This is a genomic window from Sphingomonas pseudosanguinis, from assembly GCF_014196255.1.
GTDB lineage: Bacteria > Pseudomonadota > Alphaproteobacteria > Sphingomonadales > Sphingomonadaceae > Sphingomonas > Sphingomonas pseudosanguinis.
On record NZ_JACIDH010000019.1, the window covers coordinates 36,590 to 55,642 of the forward strand.

Consider the following 19,053-nt stretch of genomic DNA (forward strand, 5'->3'; position numbering starts at 1 on the left):
TCTCTGTGTCCTCCGCGCCTCTGTGCGAACCAAGACCTTGAACCCGGGCTGACGGGGCTTGCCCTTCCCCCCTCATACCAATTAGACGCGCGCTCATTCGCAAGGACCCGGTGCAATTCCGGGTGGCTATTCCGGCCGCCGATCCGCCGGACAACAGAATGCATGGCCCCATCGCCGCTCCTGCCCTCAGAGAGCGTGTCCGCCATGCGCGACATTCTGGTATTTCATGACTCTCCAAAGCTACCGAACCCAATGGTTCTCCAACCTGGGCGATGCGCGGCGCGATGTGCTGGCCGGTATCGTCGTCGCCCTCGCGCTGATTCCCGAGGCGATCGGCTTTTCGATCATCTCGGGCGTCGATCCGCGCGTCGGCCTGTATGCCTCGGTCGCGATCGCAATCGTCATTTCCTTTACCGGTGGCCGGCCGGCGATGATCTCGGCCGCGACCGCCGCCGTCGCGGTCGTCGTCACCCCGTTGGTCCGCGAGCACGGCGTCGATTATCTCTTCGCCGCGACCATCCTGATGGGGCTGATCCAGATCGCCGCCGGTTTCCTGCGCCTCGATCTGGTGATGCAGTTCGTCTCGCGATCGGTCATCACCGGCTTCGTCAACGCGCTCGCCATCCTGATCTTCATGGCGCAGCTGCCGCAGCTGATCGGCGTCAGCTGGCACAGCTATGCGCTGATCGCCGGCGGGCTGGCCATCATCTACCTGCTGCCGCGCATCACTAAGGCCGTCCCCTCCCCGCTCGTCGCCATCCTGGTGCTGGCGGCGATCAGCATCGCCATGGGCCTGCCGGTGCGCACGGTCGGCGACATGGGCCGCCTGCCCGAGGGGCTGCCCAGCCTGGCGCTGCCCAATGTGCCGCTCAGCTTCGAGACGTTGCGGATCATCCTACCCTATTCGCTGACCATGGCTGCGGTCGGCCTGCTCGAATCGCTGCTGACCGCGCAGATCGTCGACGACATGACCGATACCGACAGCGACAAGCGGCGCGAATGCGGCGGTCAGGGCGTGGCCAATATCGCCGCCGCGCTGGTCGGTGGCATGGGCGGCTGCGCGATGATCGGCCAGTCGGTGATCAACGTCACGTCCGGGGGGCGCAAGCGGCTGTCGACGCTGACCGCCGGGCTGTTCCTGCTGTTCCTGCTCGCCGTGCTGGGCCCCGTGGTCGGGCGCATTCCGATGCCCGCGCTGGTCGCGGTGATGATCATGGTGTCGATCGGCACGTTCAGCTGGAACTCGATCCCCAATCTGCGCCGCCATCCGCCGACCTCCTCGGTCGTCATGCTGGTCACGGTCGCGGTGGTCGTCGCCACCCGCGATTTGGCGCAGGGCGTGCTGGCCGGCGTGCTGCTGTCGGGCGTATTCTTCGCCGGCAAGGTCCGCCGCCTGTTCGCGGTCGAGCGGATCGAGGAGGCCGGCACGGTGCGCTACCGCGTGACGGGGCAGATCTTCTTCGCCTCGGTCGACCGCTTCACCCGCGCCTTTCTGCCCGAACAGGGACGGACCGTGGTGATCGACGTATCGGCGGCGCATTTCTGGGACATTTCGGGGGTCGGTGCGCTCGACAAGATCGTCGCGCGGCTGCGTCGTGATGGCTCATCGGTCGAGGTGATCGGCTATAATCGGGCCAGCGCCGATCTGGTCGACCGCTTCGCGCTGCACGACAAGACGGGGTTCGAACTGGGCGCGGTGCCGCACTGACGCATCGCATGGGGCGGTGGTGTTGACCTGACCCACCGCCTCCCCCAAACGCCTGAGCCATGCGCTTTTTCTCGGACAATGCCGCCCGTATCCATCCCAAGGTGATGGAGGCCATCGCCGCCGCCGACCGGATGGATACCGCCTATGACGGCGATCGCTGGTCCAGGGCGCTGGACGGGCGGCTGTCCGAGCTGTTCGGGACGGAGGTGGAGGTGCTGTGGGTGCCCACCGGCACCGCCGCCAACTGCCTGGCGCTCGCCGCGCTCTGCCCGCCTTATGGCGGGGTGGTCTGCCACCGCGACTCGCATATCCAGAATGACGAAGGCGGCGCGCCCGAATTCTACACCCACGGCGCCAAGCTGATGCTGGCGGATGGCGAGGGGGCGAAGCTGACCCCCGATACGATCCGCAGCCTGATCGACGCGATCGCCAACGATGTGCACCGGGTCCAGCCGCACGCCATCTCGATCACCAACGCCACCGAATATGGCCGCGTCTACAATCCGGGCGAAGTCGCCGCGATCGGCGCGCTTGCCAAGGAGCGGGGCTTGGGCTTCCACATGGACGGCGCGCGCTTCGCCAATGCCATTGCGCGGCTGGGCTGTACACCCGCCGCGCTGACCTGGCAGTCGGGCGTGGACGCGCTGTCCTTCGGCTTCGTCAAGAACGGCGCGATGAGTGCCGAGGCGCTGGTCTTCTTCAAGCCCGGCCTCGCTGAGGTCACCCGCCGCCGCCGCAAGCGCGCCGGGCTGCTGATGTCCAAAGGCCGTTACTTGGCCGCGCAGGTGCTGGCGATGGTCGAGAACGACCTGTGGATCGCGAACGGCGCGCTCGCCAATGCCTGTGCCGAGCGGCTGGCCGGCGCGGCGGGCGGCCGTCTGGTCCACCCCGTCGAGGCGAACGAGGTCTTCCTGCGCGCCACGCCCGAGGAAGCGGCCCGCTTGCGGGGGCAGGGTTTCGACTTCTACGACTGGGCGGAGGGCGAGATTCGCCTGGTCACCGCCTGGGACACCGACGCGCATCATGTCGCGGCGCTCGCCGATGCGATCATGGCCCTATGAGCGAGTTCGACACCGGACCACGCTCCACCCGCGCCGCCGTCCTGATCCCCTTCGCGATCGTCACGCTGATCTGGGGATCGACCTGGCTGGTCATCCGCGACCAGATTTCGGTCGTCCCCGCCACCTGGTCGGTCAGCTATCGCTTCCTGGTCGGCGGGCTGGCCATGGGTGCGTTCGCGCTGGCCAAGCGTGAGAGTTTCCGGCTCGGCACCACCGGCTGGTTGTTCGCAGGCGGCATCGGGCTGTTCCAGTTCGTCCTCAACTTCAACTTCGTCTACCGCGCCGAGGCGTACATCACCTCCGGACTGGTCGCGGTCGTCTTCGCGATGCTGCTGATCCCCAATGCGGGGTTCGCGCGGCTGTTTCTGGGACAGCGCATGGGACGGCAGCTGCTGGTCGGCTCCGCCATCGCGATGGCGGGTGCGGCGCTGCTGTTCGTGCATGAAGCGCGGGTCGATCCCGCCGGCCCCTCCCGCGCGCTGACCGGTATCGCGCTGACCATCGTCGCGATCCTGTCCGCCTCCACGGCGAACGTCATGCAGGCGACCAACACCGCCAAGCGCTTCCCGATGCACGCGACCTTGAGCGTCGCGATGCTGATCGGCTCGGCGCTGGATGCGGTTATCGCCTATAGCCTGAACGGCCCGCCGGTGTTCGAGATGCGCGCCGGCTATATCCTCGGCATCCTCTATCTCGGCCTCTTCGCCTCGGCGCTGGCCTTTCCGCTCTATTACCGGGTGCTGCGCACCATCGGCCCGGCCAAGGCGGCCTATTCCAGCGTGATCGTGCCGGTCATCGCGATGAGCCTGTCGACGGTGTTCGAGGGCTATCGCTGGTCGCTGCTGGCGGGTGCGGGCGCGGGCGTGACCGCGATCGGGCTGGTCATCGCGCTCAAGGCGCGCAGGCCCAACCGGTAATCGGGATAGCGGGGCCGCCAGTTCAGCACCCGCTTGGCCTTGCCATTCGCCACCCGCCGGTTCTCGGCATAGAAACCGCGCGCCGCCGCCGACAGGCTTTCGAGCGGCACGAGCGGGGGCGGCGGCAGGCCCGCCAGCCGGGCGGCGTAGGACACCACCGCATCCTGATCGCAAGGGTGATCGTCCGACAGATTGTACGCGCCGGCCGGACCGTCGAACCCGGCGATCACGCCCGAGACGATGTCGGCGATATGCACCCGGCTGAACACCTGTCCGGGCAGCCCGACCCGGTGCGCGCGTCCGCCACGAACCCGGTCGATCGGCGAACGGCCTGGGCCGTAGATGCCCGGCAATCGGAAGACCCGCGCCCCCAGCGCCTGCCAATCCGCATCCGCCGCCGCCCGTGCCGCGCGTCGTCCCGAGCCGATCGGCGCGGTCTCGTCCACCCACGCGCCGCCGGTATCGCCGTAAACGCCGGTCGAGGACAGATAGCCGACCCACGCCTTGGACCCGGCCAGTGGCGGGCCATAGGCGACCAGCACCGGGTCCTGCTCGCCCTCCGGCGGCACCGAGGACAGGATATGCGTGGCGGCGGCCATCGCCGCCTCCACACGCTCGCGGTCGTCGAACCGCACGGTGCCGCCGCGCCCGTCGCGCGTGGTGCCGGTAACGGACCAGCCGCGCTCTTCCATCAATGCCGCCAAATGGCCGGCGGCATAGCCCATGCCGAAGACGAACAGCTTACTCACCCAACCTCCGTACATGGCCTTCGACGTCGCTCAGCCTGAACGGGCGTGGCGGAGGTTTGGCTGCAAAAGCCTTCCGCTCCGACCGCCATCGCTGCCCACTCCAACCTCCGTTCGCACTGAGCGCAGTCGAAGTGTATGCCGGGGACGGGCCGTTTGGCGAAGGTTATCCCTTGGCCTTCGACTGCGCTCAGGCTGAACGGGTGTGGGGTGGTTTGGCTGCGAATACCTTCCCGCTCCGACCGCCATCGCTGCCCGCCCCAACCTCCGTTCACACTGAGCGAAGTCGAAGTGCACGTCGGGGACGGGCCACTTGGCGAAGGTTATCCCTTGGCCTTCGACTACGCTCAGGCTGAACGGGTGTGGGGTGGTTTGGCGACAAAAGCCTTCCCGCTCGAACCACCGTCACCGGCCACCCCCAACCTCCGTTCGCACTGAGCGAAGTCGAAGTGCACGCCCCGGACGGGCCACTTGGCCTAGCTTATCCCTTGGCCTTCGACTTCGCTCAGGCTGAACGAGCGTGGGGGAGGTTTGGCGCCAAATAGCCGAAACGCTCCCCTCCCCCTCACTTCGCCGCCATCGGCCCCTTATAGAGCGTGCCGAAATAGTCGCCCTTGTTCCACACCGGCCGCTCCGCGCCATCGGCGATCTCGCGCGCGATGGCGTAGTTGACGCTCACGAAGCGCGGGCCCTGGCTCCAGTCGATGCCCTGATCCACCTCGTCACCGGGCTTGTGATAGCGGTGGCTCATGAAGTCGGCGACCGCCGCCTTGCCCGGCCCGGCCTGGCCCGGCCACAGGAAGACCGAGGGGATGCCCTTCTGCACGAAGCGGAAATGGTCGGAGCGGACGAAGATGCCCTCCTCGGGCATGGGATCGGGTGCGACCGGAAGGCCCATCGCGCCCACCGCCTTGCGCACGATCGGCCCCAGGGTCGAGCGGTCCGCACCGAACACCACCATATCCTCGAACTTGTAGGTCAGGATCGGCATGTCGAGATTGACGTCGGCGACGATCGACGACAGCGGCACGGTCGGGTGGTTGGCGAAATAGTCGGAGCCGACCAGCCCCTTCTCCTCCGCCGTCACCGCCAGGAACATGACGGTGCGCTTGGGCGCGGCCGCCGCCTTGAAGCGCTTGGCCTCCTCGATCAGGCTGGCGATGCCGATCGCGTTGTCGAGCGCGCCGTTGTTGATCCGGTCGCCATCGCCGCCCTCATTGACGCCGATATGGTCGAGATGCGCCGACAGGACGACGACCTGGTCCTTCAGCTTGGGATCGCTGCCTGGGATCAGGCCGATGACGTTGCTGCTGTCCATCGGCTTGAAGCTGGTCTTGCTGGCGACCGTCATCTGCCCCCGGGTCGTGACGGGCGAGAAGCGCGGCTTGGCCGAAGCGGCCGCCTTGGTGATCGCGGCCCAGTCCTTGCCGAACAGCTTGGCCGCGCCGGCTTGCGACAGCGTGCCCAGCACCGGGGTGGTCGGCGTCATCGCATGCGCGGTGCCGTCCGGATTGGCCCAGGTCACGCGCTGCGCATCATAATAGCGCGCCAGCGAGGCGAAGGGGCGCTGGCGTCCGTTGGCGCGCGGCATATCGATCTGCACCGCGCCGACAGCACCCCGCGCCGCCGCCAGGGTGGCCTTGTTCGCCGCCGATCCGAAAAAGGCACGCTCCTCGCCGCCCAGCCCCTCGGGCGTGCCGGGCAGGAAGGCGACGATCTTGCCGCGCACATCGGCGCCCTTGTAATCGGTCAGTCCATATTGCGCGGCATCGATGCCATAGCCGACGAAGACGACCGGCGCGCTCAGGCTGGTCTCCTTGGCATTGGGCACCGGCGAGGGCACGAAATCCTCGCCGAAGACCAGCTCTTGCGCCTGGCCGCCCGTCGGGGTCCACATCGCGCTGCCCTTGTCGGCGACCTTGTAGCCGACCAGCGGCACCTTTTGCAGATAGCCGCCCTCGTCACCGCCGGGGCGCAGGCCCGCGGCATAGAATTGCGCGGCGACATATTGCGCGGCGATGTCGTAATCGCGGGTCCCCGCCTCACGCCCCGCCATCGCGTCCGACGCCAGGAACATGACATGCGCCTTCATCGCCGCCTGATCCTCGGGCAGCGGGGCGGTGATGGTCGCGTTGCGCTCGGCGGGACTGCGCTGGGGCGTTATGGTCTGGGCCGTGGCCGGCGCGGTCTGGGCATGATCGTGGCCAAAGGCGTGATCATGGTCGTGCGCGACAGCGGCGGTGGACAGGAGAAGCAGCGGCAGCAGAGCCGTCGAACGCGACATGCAGGACCTTTCGGGAAAAAACAGTCCCTAGGGGTATCATGCCGCCCCCTGCGATCAAGCGGCATGCCTTGTGGTACCACGCTTTTTTCCGCCGCGCCCGCCATGGCCCTATCGGATCGGCAGGGCTATATTCCCGCGATGGACATCCAGCACAGCGTGGCCCAGCCCAGCACCGCCCCCGCCGTCATCCGGCGCGAGGATTATTGCCCGCCGGCCTGGGCCGTGCCCGACATCACGCTCGATTTCCGGCTCGACCCGGCCGAAACCCGGGTGCGTGCCACCCTGTCGGTGACGCGAAACGGCGCGCATGACGAACCGCTGCGCCTCGACGGCGCCGGGCAGACGCCGGTGTCGGTGACGGTCGACGGGGCCGTGGTCGACGACTGGCGGATCGAGGGCGAGCAGCTGGTCGTGCCGCTGCCCGGCGACGCCCATATCGTCGAGACCGAGGTGGTGATCGCCCCCGATCGCAACACCCAGCTGATGGGCCTTTACGCCTCGGGCGGCAATCTGTGCACCCAGTGCGAGGCGGAGGGGTTCCGCCGCATCACCTTCTTCCCCGACCGGCCCGATGTGCTCAGCGTCTACCGCGTCCGCATGACGGCGGATGCGCGGCGTTTCCCGGTGCTGCTCGCCAATGGCGATCCGGTGGCGAAAGGGACCAACGACGACGGCACGCACTGGGCCGAGTGGCACGATCCCTATCCGAAGCCCTCCTATCTCTTCGCGCTGGTCGCGGGCGATCTGGCGGTCAACCGTTCGACCTTCACCACGATGAGCGGGCGTGAGGTCGAACTCGGCATCTGGGTGCGCGCCGCCGATCTGGCCAAGACCGACCATGCGCTCCATGCGCTGAAGCTGTCCATGGCGTGGGACGAGCGCATCTATGGCCGCGAATATGACCTGGACGTGTTCAACATCGTCGCGGTCGACGATTTCAACTTTGGCGCGATGGAGAATAAGGGGCTGAACATCTTCAACAGCCGCTACATCCTCGCCGATCCCGACACCGCGACCGATTACGATTACGACGCGATCGCCGCCGTCGTCGCGCATGAATATTTCCACAACTGGTCGGGCAACCGGATCACCTGCCGCGACTGGTTCCAGCTGTCGCTGAAGGAAGGCTTCACCGTCTATCGCGACCAGTGTTTCTCCGCCGATCAGGGATCGGCGGCGGTCAAGCGGATCGAGGAGGTTCGGGGCCTGCGCGCCAGCCAGTTCCCCGAGGATTCCGGCCCGCTCGCGCATCCGGTGCGCCCCGAAAGCTATATCGAGATCAGCAACTTCTACACGGCGACCATCTACAACAAGGGTGCCGAGCTGATCCGGATGATGGCGACCATCCTGGACCCGGCGAAGTTCCGCGCCGCCACCGACCTGTATTTCAGCCGCTTCGACGGGACGGCCGCGACCTGCGAGGATTTCGTTGCCTGCATGGAGGAAGCGGGCGGCGTCGATCTGCGCCAGTTCCGCCTCTGGTATTCCCAGGCCGGCACGCCGCGCGTCTCGGCTGGCCTCTCGCACGAGCCCGGCGGCGGCCGCGCGGTGCTGCGCCTGGCCCAGCATGTCCCGCCGTCGCCCGGCCAGCCGGTCAAGCAGCCGATGGTCCTGCCGCTGAAGGTCCGGCTGTTCGGCGCGGAGACCGGCCGGCCGCTGACCGACGAACAGCTGATCCTGCTCGACCAGGCGGCCGAGACGATCACGTTCGAGGCGGTGACCGAGCGTCCCGTGCTGTCGATCAATCGCGGCTTTTCCGCGCCCGTCGTCATCGAGAGCGATCGGTCGGCGGCCGATCTGGCCTTCCTGTCGGCGCATGACGACGATCCCTTCGCCCGGTACGAGGCGATGCAACAACTGATGCTCGACACGCTGGTCGCGGGCACGATCAACGGGGAAATGAATGCGCAGGCGGTGATCGACGCGGTCGCCCGCACGCTGGCGGCCGAGGGGCTGGAGCCGGCCTTCCTGGCGGAGGCGGTCCTGCTGCCCTCGGAGAATTTCATCGGCGATCAGTTGGCGATGGTCGACCCCGATGCGATCCACGCGGCGCGCGAGTCGCTGCGGCGGCAGATCGGCCAGGCCCTGACGCCCGTGTGGCGGCGGCTCTACGGCGAGATGGCGCAAGGGGCCTATGTCTATTCCCCCGACGCCAAGGGCCGTCGCCGGCTGCGCAGCGTCGCGCTCGGCTATATCGCGGCGAGCGGGGCGGAGGATGCCGCCGCGCTGGCGCTCGCGCAGTTCGACGCCGCCGACAACATGACCGACCGGCAGGCGGCACTGACCACGCTGGTCAGCTCCGACGCGCCCGAGCGCGACATCGCGCTGGAGCGGTTCCATGCGCGCTATGCCGACAATGCGCTGGTGCTCGACAAATGGTTCCAGACCCAGGCGCTGTCGTCGCGCGACGATACCGGTGCGGTCGTGGCGACGCTGGCCGAGCATCCGACCTTCACGCTGGCCAACCCCAATCGCGCTCGCGCGCTGATCGGCGCGTTCGGGATGAACCAGCGCGCGTTCAACGCCGCCAACGGCTCGGGCTATCGCTTCCTGGCAGACCAGCTGATCGCGCTCGACCGGCTCAACCCGCAGACGGCGGCAAAGCTACTGCCGCCGCTCGGCCGCTGGCGCCGGTTCGACGGGAACCGTGCGCAGTTGATGCGCGCCGAGCTGGCGCGCATCGTCGCGACGCCGGGACTGTCGAAGGACCTGTTCGAGCAGGCGTCGAAGAGTCTCGACTAACCTTATTCCTCCCCTTGCAGGGGAGGTGGCAGCGCGCAGCGCTGACGGAGGGGTGTCCCGCTCTCGATAGGGCGACACCCCTCCGACGCGCTCCGCGCGCCACCTCCCCTTACAGGGGAGGAATGTTACTGCGCCTTGGGCTTCAGAAACCCTTCCATCACGATCCAGCGATAAAAGGCATCGAACCAGCCGGTGCTGGTCGTCGTCTTGGGATACATGCCGAAGCCGTGCCCGCCCCGGCCGTACAGGTGGAACTCGACCGGCTTCTTGGCGGCCAGCCACTGATCGATCAGACCGAAGCCCTTGCCGGCGAACAGCGGATCGTCAGCGGCGATCGCGGCGAACATCGGGGGCGCGTCGGCGGGCACGGTCATCGGCTGGAGCGGGCCGTAGATGTCGCCGATAAAGGCGGGCTTGGCCTGTCCGTCGAGGACGGTCGCGACGGTCAGCATCGCGCCCGCCGAAAAGCCGACCATGCCGACACGGGCCGGATCGACCTTCCATTCGCCCGCCCGCTGGCGGACCAGCGCGAAGGCGGCGCGGGAATCGGCGATCTGCGGTGCGAGCCCCTTCAGCGCCTCCTCCGGGTTCGGCCGCGCGGTCGGACGTGCCACGCTGGAGAACATCGCCGCCATCGACTTTTCGAAATCGGCCATGCCGGCGGGCGTCTGGTTCAGCCGGTACTTCAGGACGAAGGCGGCGATGCCGCGATCGGCCAGCGCCTTGGCCACGTCCCAGCCCTCATTCTGCATCGACAGGGTGCGGAAACCGCCGCCCGGCGCGACGATGACCGCGGCGCCGGTCGCCTTGGCGGGATCGGGCAGGAAGGGGGTCAGCGTCGCTTCCGTCACGTTACGCGCGAAGACGCTGTTATACTGGCTGTGCCAGCTTTCCTTGGTCTTCGCGCCCGGCAAGGGCCCGGTGTTCAGCGGAATGGCATTCGGTTGCGCGGGCACCGCGATCGGCACCATCCTGTCGGCCTGCGCCATGGCGGGCGCCGCCACCGAGAGCGTTAGCAAAGCGGCCAGCGCATGGCCGGCCCAGCGTTTGGACGTCATATCCCCTCCTATCCTCCGTGGGTTATATCCCTACGGTCGGAGGGGGATGCTACGCTTCGGGGCGTGGGGCGCAAGGGGTAATGTTAAGGCTAACAGGGGGTTGAGGCGTGGGCTTCGACTTCACTCAGCCTGAACGGCTGTGTGTATCCATACCCGGACTCCACACCCCGTTCAGCCTGAGCGAAGTCGAAGGCCACGCCCAAAGCTCAGAACAACCGCCCCCCATTAGGCACGTCCAAATCCGGCGCGATCAGCACCACTTCCCCATCCGCATCGGGAAAGCCCAAAGTCAGCACCTCGGACATCATCGGCCCGATCTGGCGCGGCGGGAAGTTCACCACCGCCGCCACCTGCCGCCCCACCAGCGTCTCCGGCGTATAATGCCGCGTGATCTGCGCCGAGGAGCGCTTCACCCCAATGACCGCGCCGAAATCGATGGTCAGCTTGATCGCGGGCTTGCGCGCCTCCGGAAACGGCTCTGCGGCGACGACGGTGCCGACGCGGATGTCGACCGCCAGAAAATCCTCGATCCCGATGCGCTCAGAGGGCGCGGGCGCGTCAGAAGTCGACATTGTCGTAATGGATCGGCGGGGTGACCATCTCCATCCGCTCGGACAGCAGCGGGCGGAAGGAGGGACGGCTCTTCAGCCCGCGATACCAGCGCGCGGTCTGCTCATGCCCCTTCCAGTCGATGCCGCCCAGATAATCGGCGACCGAAATCTGCGCCGCCGCCGCCAGATCGGCCAGACTCATCGTCGCGCCGCCCAGCCAGTTGCGATGATCGAGCAGATAATCGGTATAGTCGAGATGCCCGACCGCCGCCTTCATCGCCTCGCGCAGTCCCTTGGCATCGGGGCTGCCGGTGCGCGCGACACGCTTGACCATGCGTTCGTGGAGCAAGGGGCCGGTCACATCCTGATAGAAATGCGTGTCGAACCACGTCACCAGCCGGCGAATCTCGGCGCGACCGACGGCGGTGCCGTTGATCATCGCCGACTTCTCGACCGTCTCCTCGAAAAACTCGCAGATCGCCATCGAGTCGACCAGCAGGACACCGCGCTCCTCATCGACCATCACCGGGGTCTGGCCGGCGGGGTTCATGTCGAGGAATTCGTCGCGCCGCTGCCACGGCGACTCGCGGACCAACTCGTACCCGACGCCCTTCTCACCCAGCAGCAGCCGGACCTTGCGCGAGAAGGGACAGAGCGGGAATTGGTAGAGTTGCCACATATCCCCCATCTAAGCGGGCGCATGGGTTCACGCCAACCCCGCCACGCATGTTTTCACGCCGCCCGGCGCGCGGGCCGGCGCAATCGTCGCCAGCCGATGACGACCCCGCTGACCGACATCACCAGCCCCGCGATCGACCAGAGCCACATCCACGCGTCCCAGGCGGGGCGATGCGCGGTCAGCCAAGGCCAGTCCCAGGTGTGGAGCAGCGTATAGACCCAGCGATAGGCACGCCGCGTGGCATCCTGTCGCTGGACCAGCGCGCCGCTCATCGGATCGATATAGAGCCAGGTCCGCGCCGCATCGTCGAACCGCAATCGCAGCAACGGCAGGCGCGCGGCATCGGTCCAGTAGAAATCGGGCCGCACCAGCGTCTCGGTCGCGATCATCCGGCCGTCCGGGACCAGCATCGCTGCCGAGGCCATGGCGCTGACCGGCCGGACGGGCGAAAGCGTCGCACGGTCCAGCCAGCGCGGGTGCGGCGAGGCACGATCGATCGCGATCCGCGCCAGCCCACCGTCCGCGCTCCACGCGATGCTGCGCGCACCCCCGGCAAGGCGGGCCAAGGCGGCGAGGTCCCCTGACACGGCCGTTTGCCCCGCATAGTCCCGCATCGCCGCCAACGGTGCGGCACCGCCGGCAAAGACCCGCCCCGGATCGACCGACAGCCAGCCGCTGACGATCCAGGTGGTCAGCATCACCCCGCCCAGCAGGCCGCTGACATGATGCCACATCATCCAGCCGCGATAGGGGGTGATCCGCCCGCCGCGATACCGCCGCCGCCCCATCCGCATGCGCAGGATGCCGATCCACATCCCCGTCAGCGCCACCGCGATGCAGGGGCCCGATACCCACATCACCACCTGCCGCCACATCGCATTGTCGCGCCGGACGACCGTGGGATAGAGCCAGTGCGGCACCGACCCCAGCCAGTTCCAGACACGCTGTTCTCGCGTCGTGCGCTGTACCGGCTGGCCGGTCAGGCTGGAGATATAGAGATGGGTGGCATCCGCATCGTCGATCGCCGCCTTCCACAAGGGGCGATGCCGGTCGAAGCCGCCTGCGACCGTCCATTGATCGTCATCGATCCGCTCGACCGACATGACGGGGGCATGTTCGAAGCGGCCAGCGACGCGGCGGACATATCCGGCGTCGACGGGGGCCGGCCTGACCCCGCGCTGCGCCGGGATGATCCGTGTCTCCCCCTCACCGCCCTCGATCCGCCAGACCGGCTGACCGTCGCGCATCTCCAGCGTGATCCGCCGCGCGGTATCGGTGGGCACGTTCGTCACCCGCGTCCAGTCGATCGCCGCTGCCCCCGCCCAGCCCTGTCCCGGGCTGAGAGCGGGATAGGGGACGTAGAGCATGACCAGTCCGCTCGCGAACCACATCGCGAAGAACAGGCAGGCGACGATCCCCGCCCAGCGATGGGTGAGGAAGGCGAGCCGCAGCGCCGCCTTCCCCCAAGATCGGTCAGAACGCGGCACGAAGCGCCACATCCAGCGAGCGCGGCCGCCCCAATATCCATTGCTGATCGCCATAAGCGGTGACGGCATAGGCCTTGTCGAACAGATTATAGACGCGCAGATCGACCGCCATATGCGGGCTCAGCGCATAGGACAGCGTGCCGTCCACCGTCGCATAGCCGGGAATGCGGAACGCATTGCCATTGTCCGAGAAGCGCCGTCCGACATAGCGCAGTCCGGCACGCGCCTGCACGCGGCGCGTCGCATCCCAGCGCAGCCAGATATTGCCCAGCGCCTCGGGCACATCGGGCGGCGTGCGACCGCTATAGTCGGCCCCGCCCGAGCGGAAATCGTCGAACCGCGCATCGAGCAGCGTGCCATTGGCCTCGATCCCGAAGCCCTGTGGCAAATCGACCGACACCGCCGCCTCGACGCCTTGCGCCGATCGCTGGCCGACCTGTTCGACCGGGCTCGACAGCGTACGCTGCGCCAGCAGCCCGGTCTTGACGATCCGATACGCCGCCAGCGTCGCCATGCCGCGCCCGCCCAGGAACGACAGCTTGGCCCCCGCCTCGACCTGATTGCCGCGCGCGTTGCTGAATGCCACCTGCCCGGTCGACACGGTGGTCAGCGTGCCCAGCGGATCGACGCCGGTCGCATATTGGCCGTAGAGCGACAGGGTCGGCAGCGGCCGATAGACGATGCCCGCCCGCCAGGTCGCGTTGCGGAAGGCCTTTTCAAAGGCGAAGCGGTCGCTCCGCACGCCCCCCGGATAAGCGATCGCCCAGCGGCGCACCTGATTTTCCTCATAGCGAAAGCCGCCGACCACCGACCATTTCGGCCCCAGCGTCACCCGGTCCTCGGCGAACACCGCCAGCGCGGCGGTGCGGGTGCGGTATCGCGGCGCGATTCCCTGCGTATCCAGGAAGCGGCTCGGATCGAAGGCGAAGGGATCGACGCCGTCCTCCTGCGCCACCGAGCCGAAGTCGTTCTCATGGGTGAAGCGGACCAGATTGGCGTCCGCCCCGATGACGAAGGCATTGGCGATACCCGGTGCCAGCGGCGTGCGCAGCGTCACGCTCGCCTGATCGCCCCATTGGGTCTGGTCGTGGCGGATACCGTAATTGCTGCTCCGCCGGATCGTACCGGGCCGGCCGGGCGATCCGTCCGCGCAGGCCCCGGTGCTGCCGACCCAGCAATAGCTTTCCAGATTGCGCCAGAAACGGTCGCTGGTCAGATAATAGGCGATGTTGGACACGCTGACCGCCGCGCTCGGCGTCCAGTCGACCTGGACCGAGGCGCGGTCGTCGCGAAAGCGCATCCGCGCGTCGGCGACATTATAGTTACGCTCGCGCACCGCCAGTTCGAGCCGTCCGTCGATCAGCGGGGTGCCGAAATAGGTGATCGGCCGCTGATCGCCATGATCGCCGCGTATCGTCACCGCCAGCGTCGGCGTTGGTTTCCACACAAGCGTGCCCGACAGCGCGACGCTGTTCGAGTCCCCCCGATCGACATAGCCGTCCGAGCGTCGATAGCTGGCGTCGACACGGTAGGACAGCGTATGCCCCACCGGCCCGCCGATCCCGGCCGCCGCGCGAAAACTGTCTTGCGCGCCATAGCCGATCTCGGCCTGTCCTTGCGTCCGCGCGCTCGGCTTGCGCATCACGACATTGACCGCGCCGCCCAGCGCACCCTGACCGTAAAGGACCGAGGCCGGGCCGCTGAGTATGTCGATCCGCTCGACCATCCAGGGGTCGGTCGGGAAGGTGATGGTCCCCGCCGCCGGGAACAGCCGCACCCCGTCGATCAGTTGCAGCACCGATCCCTGCCCCGAAAAGCCGCGCGCGGAAAGAGCCGTGCCCCCATTGCCGGGATTGGCGACGCTGGCGATGCCGGGCGCACGGCTTTGCGCCTCGACGATCGACTGGTCGCCCCGCGCGCGGATCGTATCGCCGTCGATCGTGGCGATACTGGCGGGCGCCTCGAACGGTGTCAGCCCCAGGCGGCTGGCGGTCGCATTGGGCGTGTCCAGCACTGGAGTCTCGCGCGTGCCGATGACCAGCACCGACCCGTCGCCAGTGCCCGCCTCGCCGATCTGTTGCGCCATCGCGGGGCCGCTGCCCAGCATCAGCACCGTACCAGCGAGCAGCCCCCAATGCCTTGCATTATAGTTACGATATAACATCTTACTGCCTGTAGCGTCTTATTGCGAACAAGCCGAGGCCTTCCGTCCGATCCCGAACGGACGGGTGCCATGCATGCTGGACGCTTATTCCGCACTTCCATGGTCACCCATGCCTCCGCCACCATTGGCGTCGCTCGTCGGAAAAGACCTTAGCCACGGCCATCCCCTGGACCCGGCAAGAGCGACCTGACGCCGGCAGGTCTCCTGGCTCACGGGTCATCGCGAAACATGCGCCTTCCCAGGTTGCCCCAGTGGCTGGACCGACCATCGGGGTCGATCCGTGCATCTCCGCTCACCGCTTACAGTTGCAGGGACAGCCTCGGATTCGGGCGATCGCTCGCCCTCACCGCGTTCCCTTTTAATCTTCCTTGTCGGGAAGAACCGGCGCGATCATTGACCGGATCATTCCGGCCGCGTTCTGTCTGGGCGATGGCGCCATGCGCGTCAAGCGGATGCGCTGGCCCCCGATCCGCGCTATCGCGAACGCCATGGCACGCAGGACCCGCTATCTGACCGCAACCATGGCGGACGGCTATGTGAAGACGATCGGGCCGACCGCGTCGCCCTTCACCCATTATTGGCGCATCGTCGCCGATCTGGGCAACGGCAAGACCGAGGTGTTCTGGGGCCATGCCAAATCGCTGAAGGACGCGACCGGCAAGAAGAACGCGGTGGCCGATGCGGCGCGTCAGCGCGGCTGGGCGGGGTTCGCGTTCGAGATCGTGGAACTGGTCGAAACCACCGAACCGCCCGAAACCGAAGCCCCCGCCCGCCGGGCTCGCCGGCGCGGATAGGAAAACGGGGGCGGTCCATGACCACCCCCCGTCCGTTCACGGTCACCCCGTGACGTTATTTCTTCGGCTTGTCCTGCCCCGAGGCATCGGACATCGCGCTTCCGGCGGAGCGCAGGTCCTTGCCCGCGCCATTGACCGTGTTGCAGGCCGAGAGGGCCAGCATGGCGCACAGCGTGGCGCCGAGAGCGATCTTCGTCATGGTGATGATCTCCTCTTTCAGGAAAGGTGCGGCGGGCCCGATACGCCGGCCCGCCGCGGGCACTCAGCGCGGACGACGGCGGGCGGCCGCAGTCGCGCCAAAGGCGGAGGCACCGGCGCCGGCCAGCAGCGCGAGCACCAGGATGAACGAGGTCTTCGACGCGGCACCGGCGGCGGCATCCGCTGCGGTCTTGGCCGCCTGCACCGTCTCGTTCTTGGTACGGATGAAGTCAGCCTTGGCCTGGCTAACCTGCGCCTGGGCCTGCTCACGGCTGATCTTGCGCTGCGCCGCGACGATGTCGACGACACGAGCCTCGGCACGGACACCATCGGTGCCGCCGCGCGCCATGGCGGGCAGCTGCTTGGCGATTTCCTTCTGCGCCTGCTCGGGCGTCATCTGCGCCGGGTCGGTCGGAGTGTCGCTCAGATACTTGGCGGCTTCCTGACGGACATCGCCTTCATCGACTCCGGCGACCTGCGCGACCTTGGGCGCGGCCGCACCGACCGTCGAACCAGCCGCCCCGGCCACGGCGCCGACCGTGCGGAACGCACCGCCGATGATACCACCGACCGCCGAGGTCAGCAGATACAGCGTCAGGATCAACGTGACGCCCCAGACGACCAGGCCATGGACCAGCGCATCGAACCGCTCGGTCACACCCGACATGCGCGCGGCGACATAACCGCCCGCACCCAGCGCGATGACGGTGGTGATCAGCCAGTAGATGCCGGCGCCGATGCCGAAGCCCGACGCGCCCGGCGTCGAACCGTCGGTCGGATCGACCATCGACAGGCCGATGCCGGTGCCGAGAATGCCCAGGACCAGCTGGACCGCCACCGCGATGACCACACCGGCGAAAATCGCACTCCAGGAGGCTCGACGACCGAGATGACCGATCACGCCACCCTCCACCGATGCAACATTATGGGCCATATCTACTCCTGTTCCTGTGACGTGCGGACGCGCACCGATCCTGTCGACCGGTCGTCATTCGCAACATGATAAGCGGGGATGGCGCCCGGGCCGCCGCTCACTTGCGCGGCCGGCCCAGTGCCGAATGTATCAATTCAGCCGCGACGGCGGTGGATCAGCCAGCCCAGGGCATAGCCGCCCAGCGCAGCCGCAATGGCGAACACCGTCGCCTCATTGCCGCGAATATGATTCCGTGCCTTGTCCGAACCGCGTCGCGCAGCATCGACCGAGCGATCGGCCGCATCGCCGACCTTCTCACGGGCATGCTCGATCAGGCTCGGGGTCGCATCGGCGACATCGCCCGCGATCGACTGCGCACGACCGAACAGATGCTCGGCACCACCCGCCACCTGATCGGTGACACCGGCGACCTTCCAGTCGCGGCTATCGACGACATCGCCGACCGCCTTTTCGACCTTGCCACCGACATAGCGGGCACCGCCGCGAAGTTCATGCTTGTTCATGGGTTTTCCTCCAAAACGAGGGGTGTGTCGTGGTCAGGGCGCCACGCCGCAGCCTGCGGCGGCCTTGCCCACTTCCAAAGCGACGCGCCGGTCCTTGATCTCGCCCGCGACACGGATCAAATCGCTCATCGTCAACCGCGTGGGGTCACTGTCATCGCGCCGATAGGCGGCAGCCGCCTTGCCCAGCTGCTGCAACTGGCCCAGCGACAAATTGCGATCGAGCCGCTGGCCGACACAGGTGGAACGCTCGGCATCCAAGCCATAACGCTCCAGCCCCGTCGCAATCCGGGTCGACGGCGCGGCGCACGCCACCGTCAGGCAGCTCAAGGCGATACTGGCGAAAATGCGGTTCACGCGGTTGCCTCCACACGATCGGCGACGATGCGTTGCCGATCAGATGGTGCTAAACTTATGATAGATTAAGTCGTTCCCGATTTTCTTGATGCGATAAATATGACGGTCGTAATCGTTCCTTCGTGGCGATGCGACTGGCCGCGCGCCCGTGTCGAAACGGCGCAGCGGCCGCCTGCCTCTGCCCCGCGCCAATGCAACGAACAGTATTTGCGACCGTACTCTCGACCGAACACTATCCATTCCAGCCCTACCCACGCGACGCGTAGACCCTGTCTAGGCCGTCACGTTGCATAGCACATCCCCGCCGGAGGACAGGTAATGCCAGGCGCGTGACAGGGGTTATGCATGGGGGCGTTGGTTGATGATCTAAAGGGAGGCGCAATTGCCTCTTGCGAACATGGCCAACATACCGAGTTGCAAGGTGGTTCTCAATGCCATGGGCGAGCTGAACCGTCAGCCCATCGACGCAGATGGCATGGTGACGCCTACAATCCGGCAGCTATGCTTGAGCGTAAGCTGCACCCCGTCGTGGTGGCTTTCACCGCCCGCAGACCTGTGGAGCAACCTCCCAGGCTGGGGATTGTCGTGTTCGACAGCGACAAGGGCAGCCAGCAGCAGGCATTACAAGCGCGCGAACGACATTCAGTGGAAGTCTGTGTCATTCGGGGGTTGATGCGGAGCATGGTGGATGGGTGTCGCCTGCTGCGAGGCAAGGCTAATCTTTCTCACTGGAGACGCCCTGTGGCAGGCCTGTGGCCTGCTTCTTTGCCTAATGGGGGAGTGACAGAACGCAAGAAAGCCCCGGAGCGGCGATGCTACGGGGCTGGGGCTGTGTTTGCGTGTGGTGTGATGGTTGCGGGGGCAGGATTTGAA

General features: G+C 67.1%; 16 protein-coding genes, 1 riboswitch and 1 other annotated feature. Of the genes, 5 read left to right on the top strand and 11 right to left on the bottom strand.

Annotation, left to right across the window (positions count from 1 at the left end; genetic code table 11):
- Positions 1-100 precede the first annotated feature (100 nt).
- Positions 101-156: a sequence feature (sul1 is cis-regulatory element that is thought to sense ions involved in sulfur or methionine metabolism; They are found in Alphaproteobacteria), on the top strand.
- A gap of 70 nt (positions 157-226) precedes the next feature.
- The 3 genes from GGR48_RS15460 to GGR48_RS15470 are packed head-to-tail and all read left to right on the top strand — an operon-like array spanning position 227 to position 3,686.
- Positions 227-1,708, top strand: a complete 1,482-nt coding sequence (locus GGR48_RS15460) for a SulP family inorganic anion transporter (RefSeq protein WP_183952745.1) — start codon at positions 227-229, stop codon at positions 1,706-1,708.
- 59 nt (positions 1,709-1,767) lie between these two features.
- A complete protein-coding gene (locus tag GGR48_RS15465) occupies positions 1,768-2,769 on the top strand; it encodes a threonine aldolase family protein (RefSeq protein ID WP_183952746.1) in 1,002 nt (333 codons plus the stop codon).
- The gene (locus GGR48_RS15470; RefSeq protein ID WP_183952747.1) at positions 2,766-3,686 is read left to right on the top strand and encodes a DMT family transporter; all 921 of its coding nucleotides are present in this window, start codon (positions 2,766-2,768) and stop codon (positions 3,684-3,686) included. Before GGR48_RS15465 ends, GGR48_RS15470 begins: the two co-directional genes overlap by 4 nt.
- On the opposite strand, the gene GGR48_RS15475 is transcribed toward GGR48_RS15470, so the two are convergent.
- Together GGR48_RS15475 and GGR48_RS15480 are read right to left on the bottom strand one after the other, a co-directional pair.
- Positions 3,596-4,435 (bottom strand): Rossmann-fold NAD(P)-binding domain-containing protein, encoded by an 840-nt coding sequence (locus GGR48_RS15475; RefSeq protein WP_338110473.1) that lies wholly within the window; start codon positions 4,433-4,435, stop codon positions 3,596-3,598. The two genes, GGR48_RS15470 and GGR48_RS15475, sit on opposite strands and share 91 nt — an antisense overlap.
- Positions 4,436-4,997: 562 nt before the next feature.
- A complete protein-coding gene (locus GGR48_RS15480; protein ID WP_183952749.1) occupies positions 4,998-6,716 on the bottom strand; it encodes a M28 family peptidase in 1,719 nt (572 codons plus the stop codon).
- A gap of 138 nt (positions 6,717-6,854) precedes the next feature.
- Between GGR48_RS15480 and pepN the strand changes: the two genes are divergently transcribed.
- Positions 6,855-9,458 (top strand): aminopeptidase N, encoded by a 2,604-nt coding sequence (gene pepN, locus GGR48_RS15485; RefSeq protein WP_183952761.1) that lies wholly within the window; start codon positions 6,855-6,857, stop codon positions 9,456-9,458.
- Positions 9,459-9,583: 125 nt separating this feature from the next.
- On the opposite strand, the gene GGR48_RS15490 is transcribed toward pepN, so the two are convergent.
- The 5 genes from GGR48_RS15490 to GGR48_RS15510 form a co-directional block, all read right to left on the bottom strand.
- The gene (locus GGR48_RS15490; RefSeq protein ID WP_183952750.1) at positions 9,584-10,516 is read right to left on the bottom strand and encodes an alpha/beta hydrolase; all 933 of its coding nucleotides are present in this window, start codon (positions 10,514-10,516) and stop codon (positions 9,584-9,586) included.
- A 206-nt stretch (positions 10,517-10,722) separates the two neighbouring features.
- A complete protein-coding gene (locus GGR48_RS15495; protein WP_183952751.1) occupies positions 10,723-11,088 on the bottom strand; it encodes a tRNA-binding protein in 366 nt (121 codons plus the stop codon).
- Positions 11,075-11,746, bottom strand: coding sequence for a glutathione S-transferase family protein (locus GGR48_RS15500; RefSeq protein WP_183952752.1), 672 nt, complete (start codon positions 11,744-11,746; stop codon positions 11,075-11,077). The genes GGR48_RS15495 and GGR48_RS15500 overlap by 14 nt, the downstream gene beginning before the upstream one ends.
- Positions 11,747-11,799: 53 nt before the next feature.
- Entirely contained in the window at positions 11,800-13,233 is a 1,434-nt protein-coding gene (locus GGR48_RS15505; protein WP_183952753.1) for a hypothetical protein, read from the bottom strand.
- Complete coding sequence (locus tag GGR48_RS15510) at positions 13,220-15,397, bottom strand: TonB-dependent receptor (RefSeq protein ID WP_183952754.1); 2,178 nt, start codon at positions 15,395-15,397, stop codon at positions 13,220-13,222. Before GGR48_RS15510 ends, GGR48_RS15505 begins: the two co-directional genes overlap by 14 nt.
- Before the next feature lie 177 nt (positions 15,398-15,574).
- Positions 15,575-15,798, bottom strand: a riboswitch (cobalamin riboswitch).
- A gap of 87 nt (positions 15,799-15,885) precedes the next feature.
- On the opposite strand from GGR48_RS15510, the gene GGR48_RS15515 reads away from it, so the two are divergent.
- On the top strand, positions 15,886-16,191 hold the full coding sequence (locus GGR48_RS15515) for a hypothetical protein (protein ID WP_183952755.1): 306 nt from the start codon (positions 15,886-15,888) through the stop codon (positions 16,189-16,191).
- Between the two features lie 55 nt (positions 16,192-16,246).
- On the opposite strand, the gene GGR48_RS15520 is transcribed toward GGR48_RS15515, so the two are convergent.
- The 4 genes from GGR48_RS15520 to GGR48_RS15535 all read right to left on the bottom strand — a co-directional run bounded on the left by GGR48_RS15520 (position 16,247) and on the right by GGR48_RS15535 (position 18,180).
- Positions 16,247-16,390 carry an entericidin A/B family lipoprotein gene (locus GGR48_RS15520; protein ID WP_183952756.1) on the bottom strand — a complete coding sequence of 48 codons (144 nt, stop codon included), beginning with the start codon at positions 16,388-16,390 and terminating at the stop codon, positions 16,247-16,249.
- A gap of 63 nt (positions 16,391-16,453) precedes the next feature.
- A complete protein-coding gene (locus tag GGR48_RS15525; protein WP_240455877.1) occupies positions 16,454-17,323 on the bottom strand; it encodes a hypothetical protein in 870 nt (289 codons plus the stop codon).
- Between the two features lie 134 nt (positions 17,324-17,457).
- On the bottom strand, positions 17,458-17,826 hold the full coding sequence (locus tag GGR48_RS15530; RefSeq protein ID WP_183952757.1) for a CsbD family protein: 369 nt from the start codon (positions 17,824-17,826) through the stop codon (positions 17,458-17,460).
- A gap of 33 nt (positions 17,827-17,859) precedes the next feature.
- The gene (locus tag GGR48_RS15535) at positions 17,860-18,180 is read right to left on the bottom strand and encodes a hypothetical protein (RefSeq protein ID WP_183952758.1); all 321 of its coding nucleotides are present in this window, start codon (positions 18,178-18,180) and stop codon (positions 17,860-17,862) included.
- Positions 18,181-19,053 lie beyond the last annotated feature (873 nt).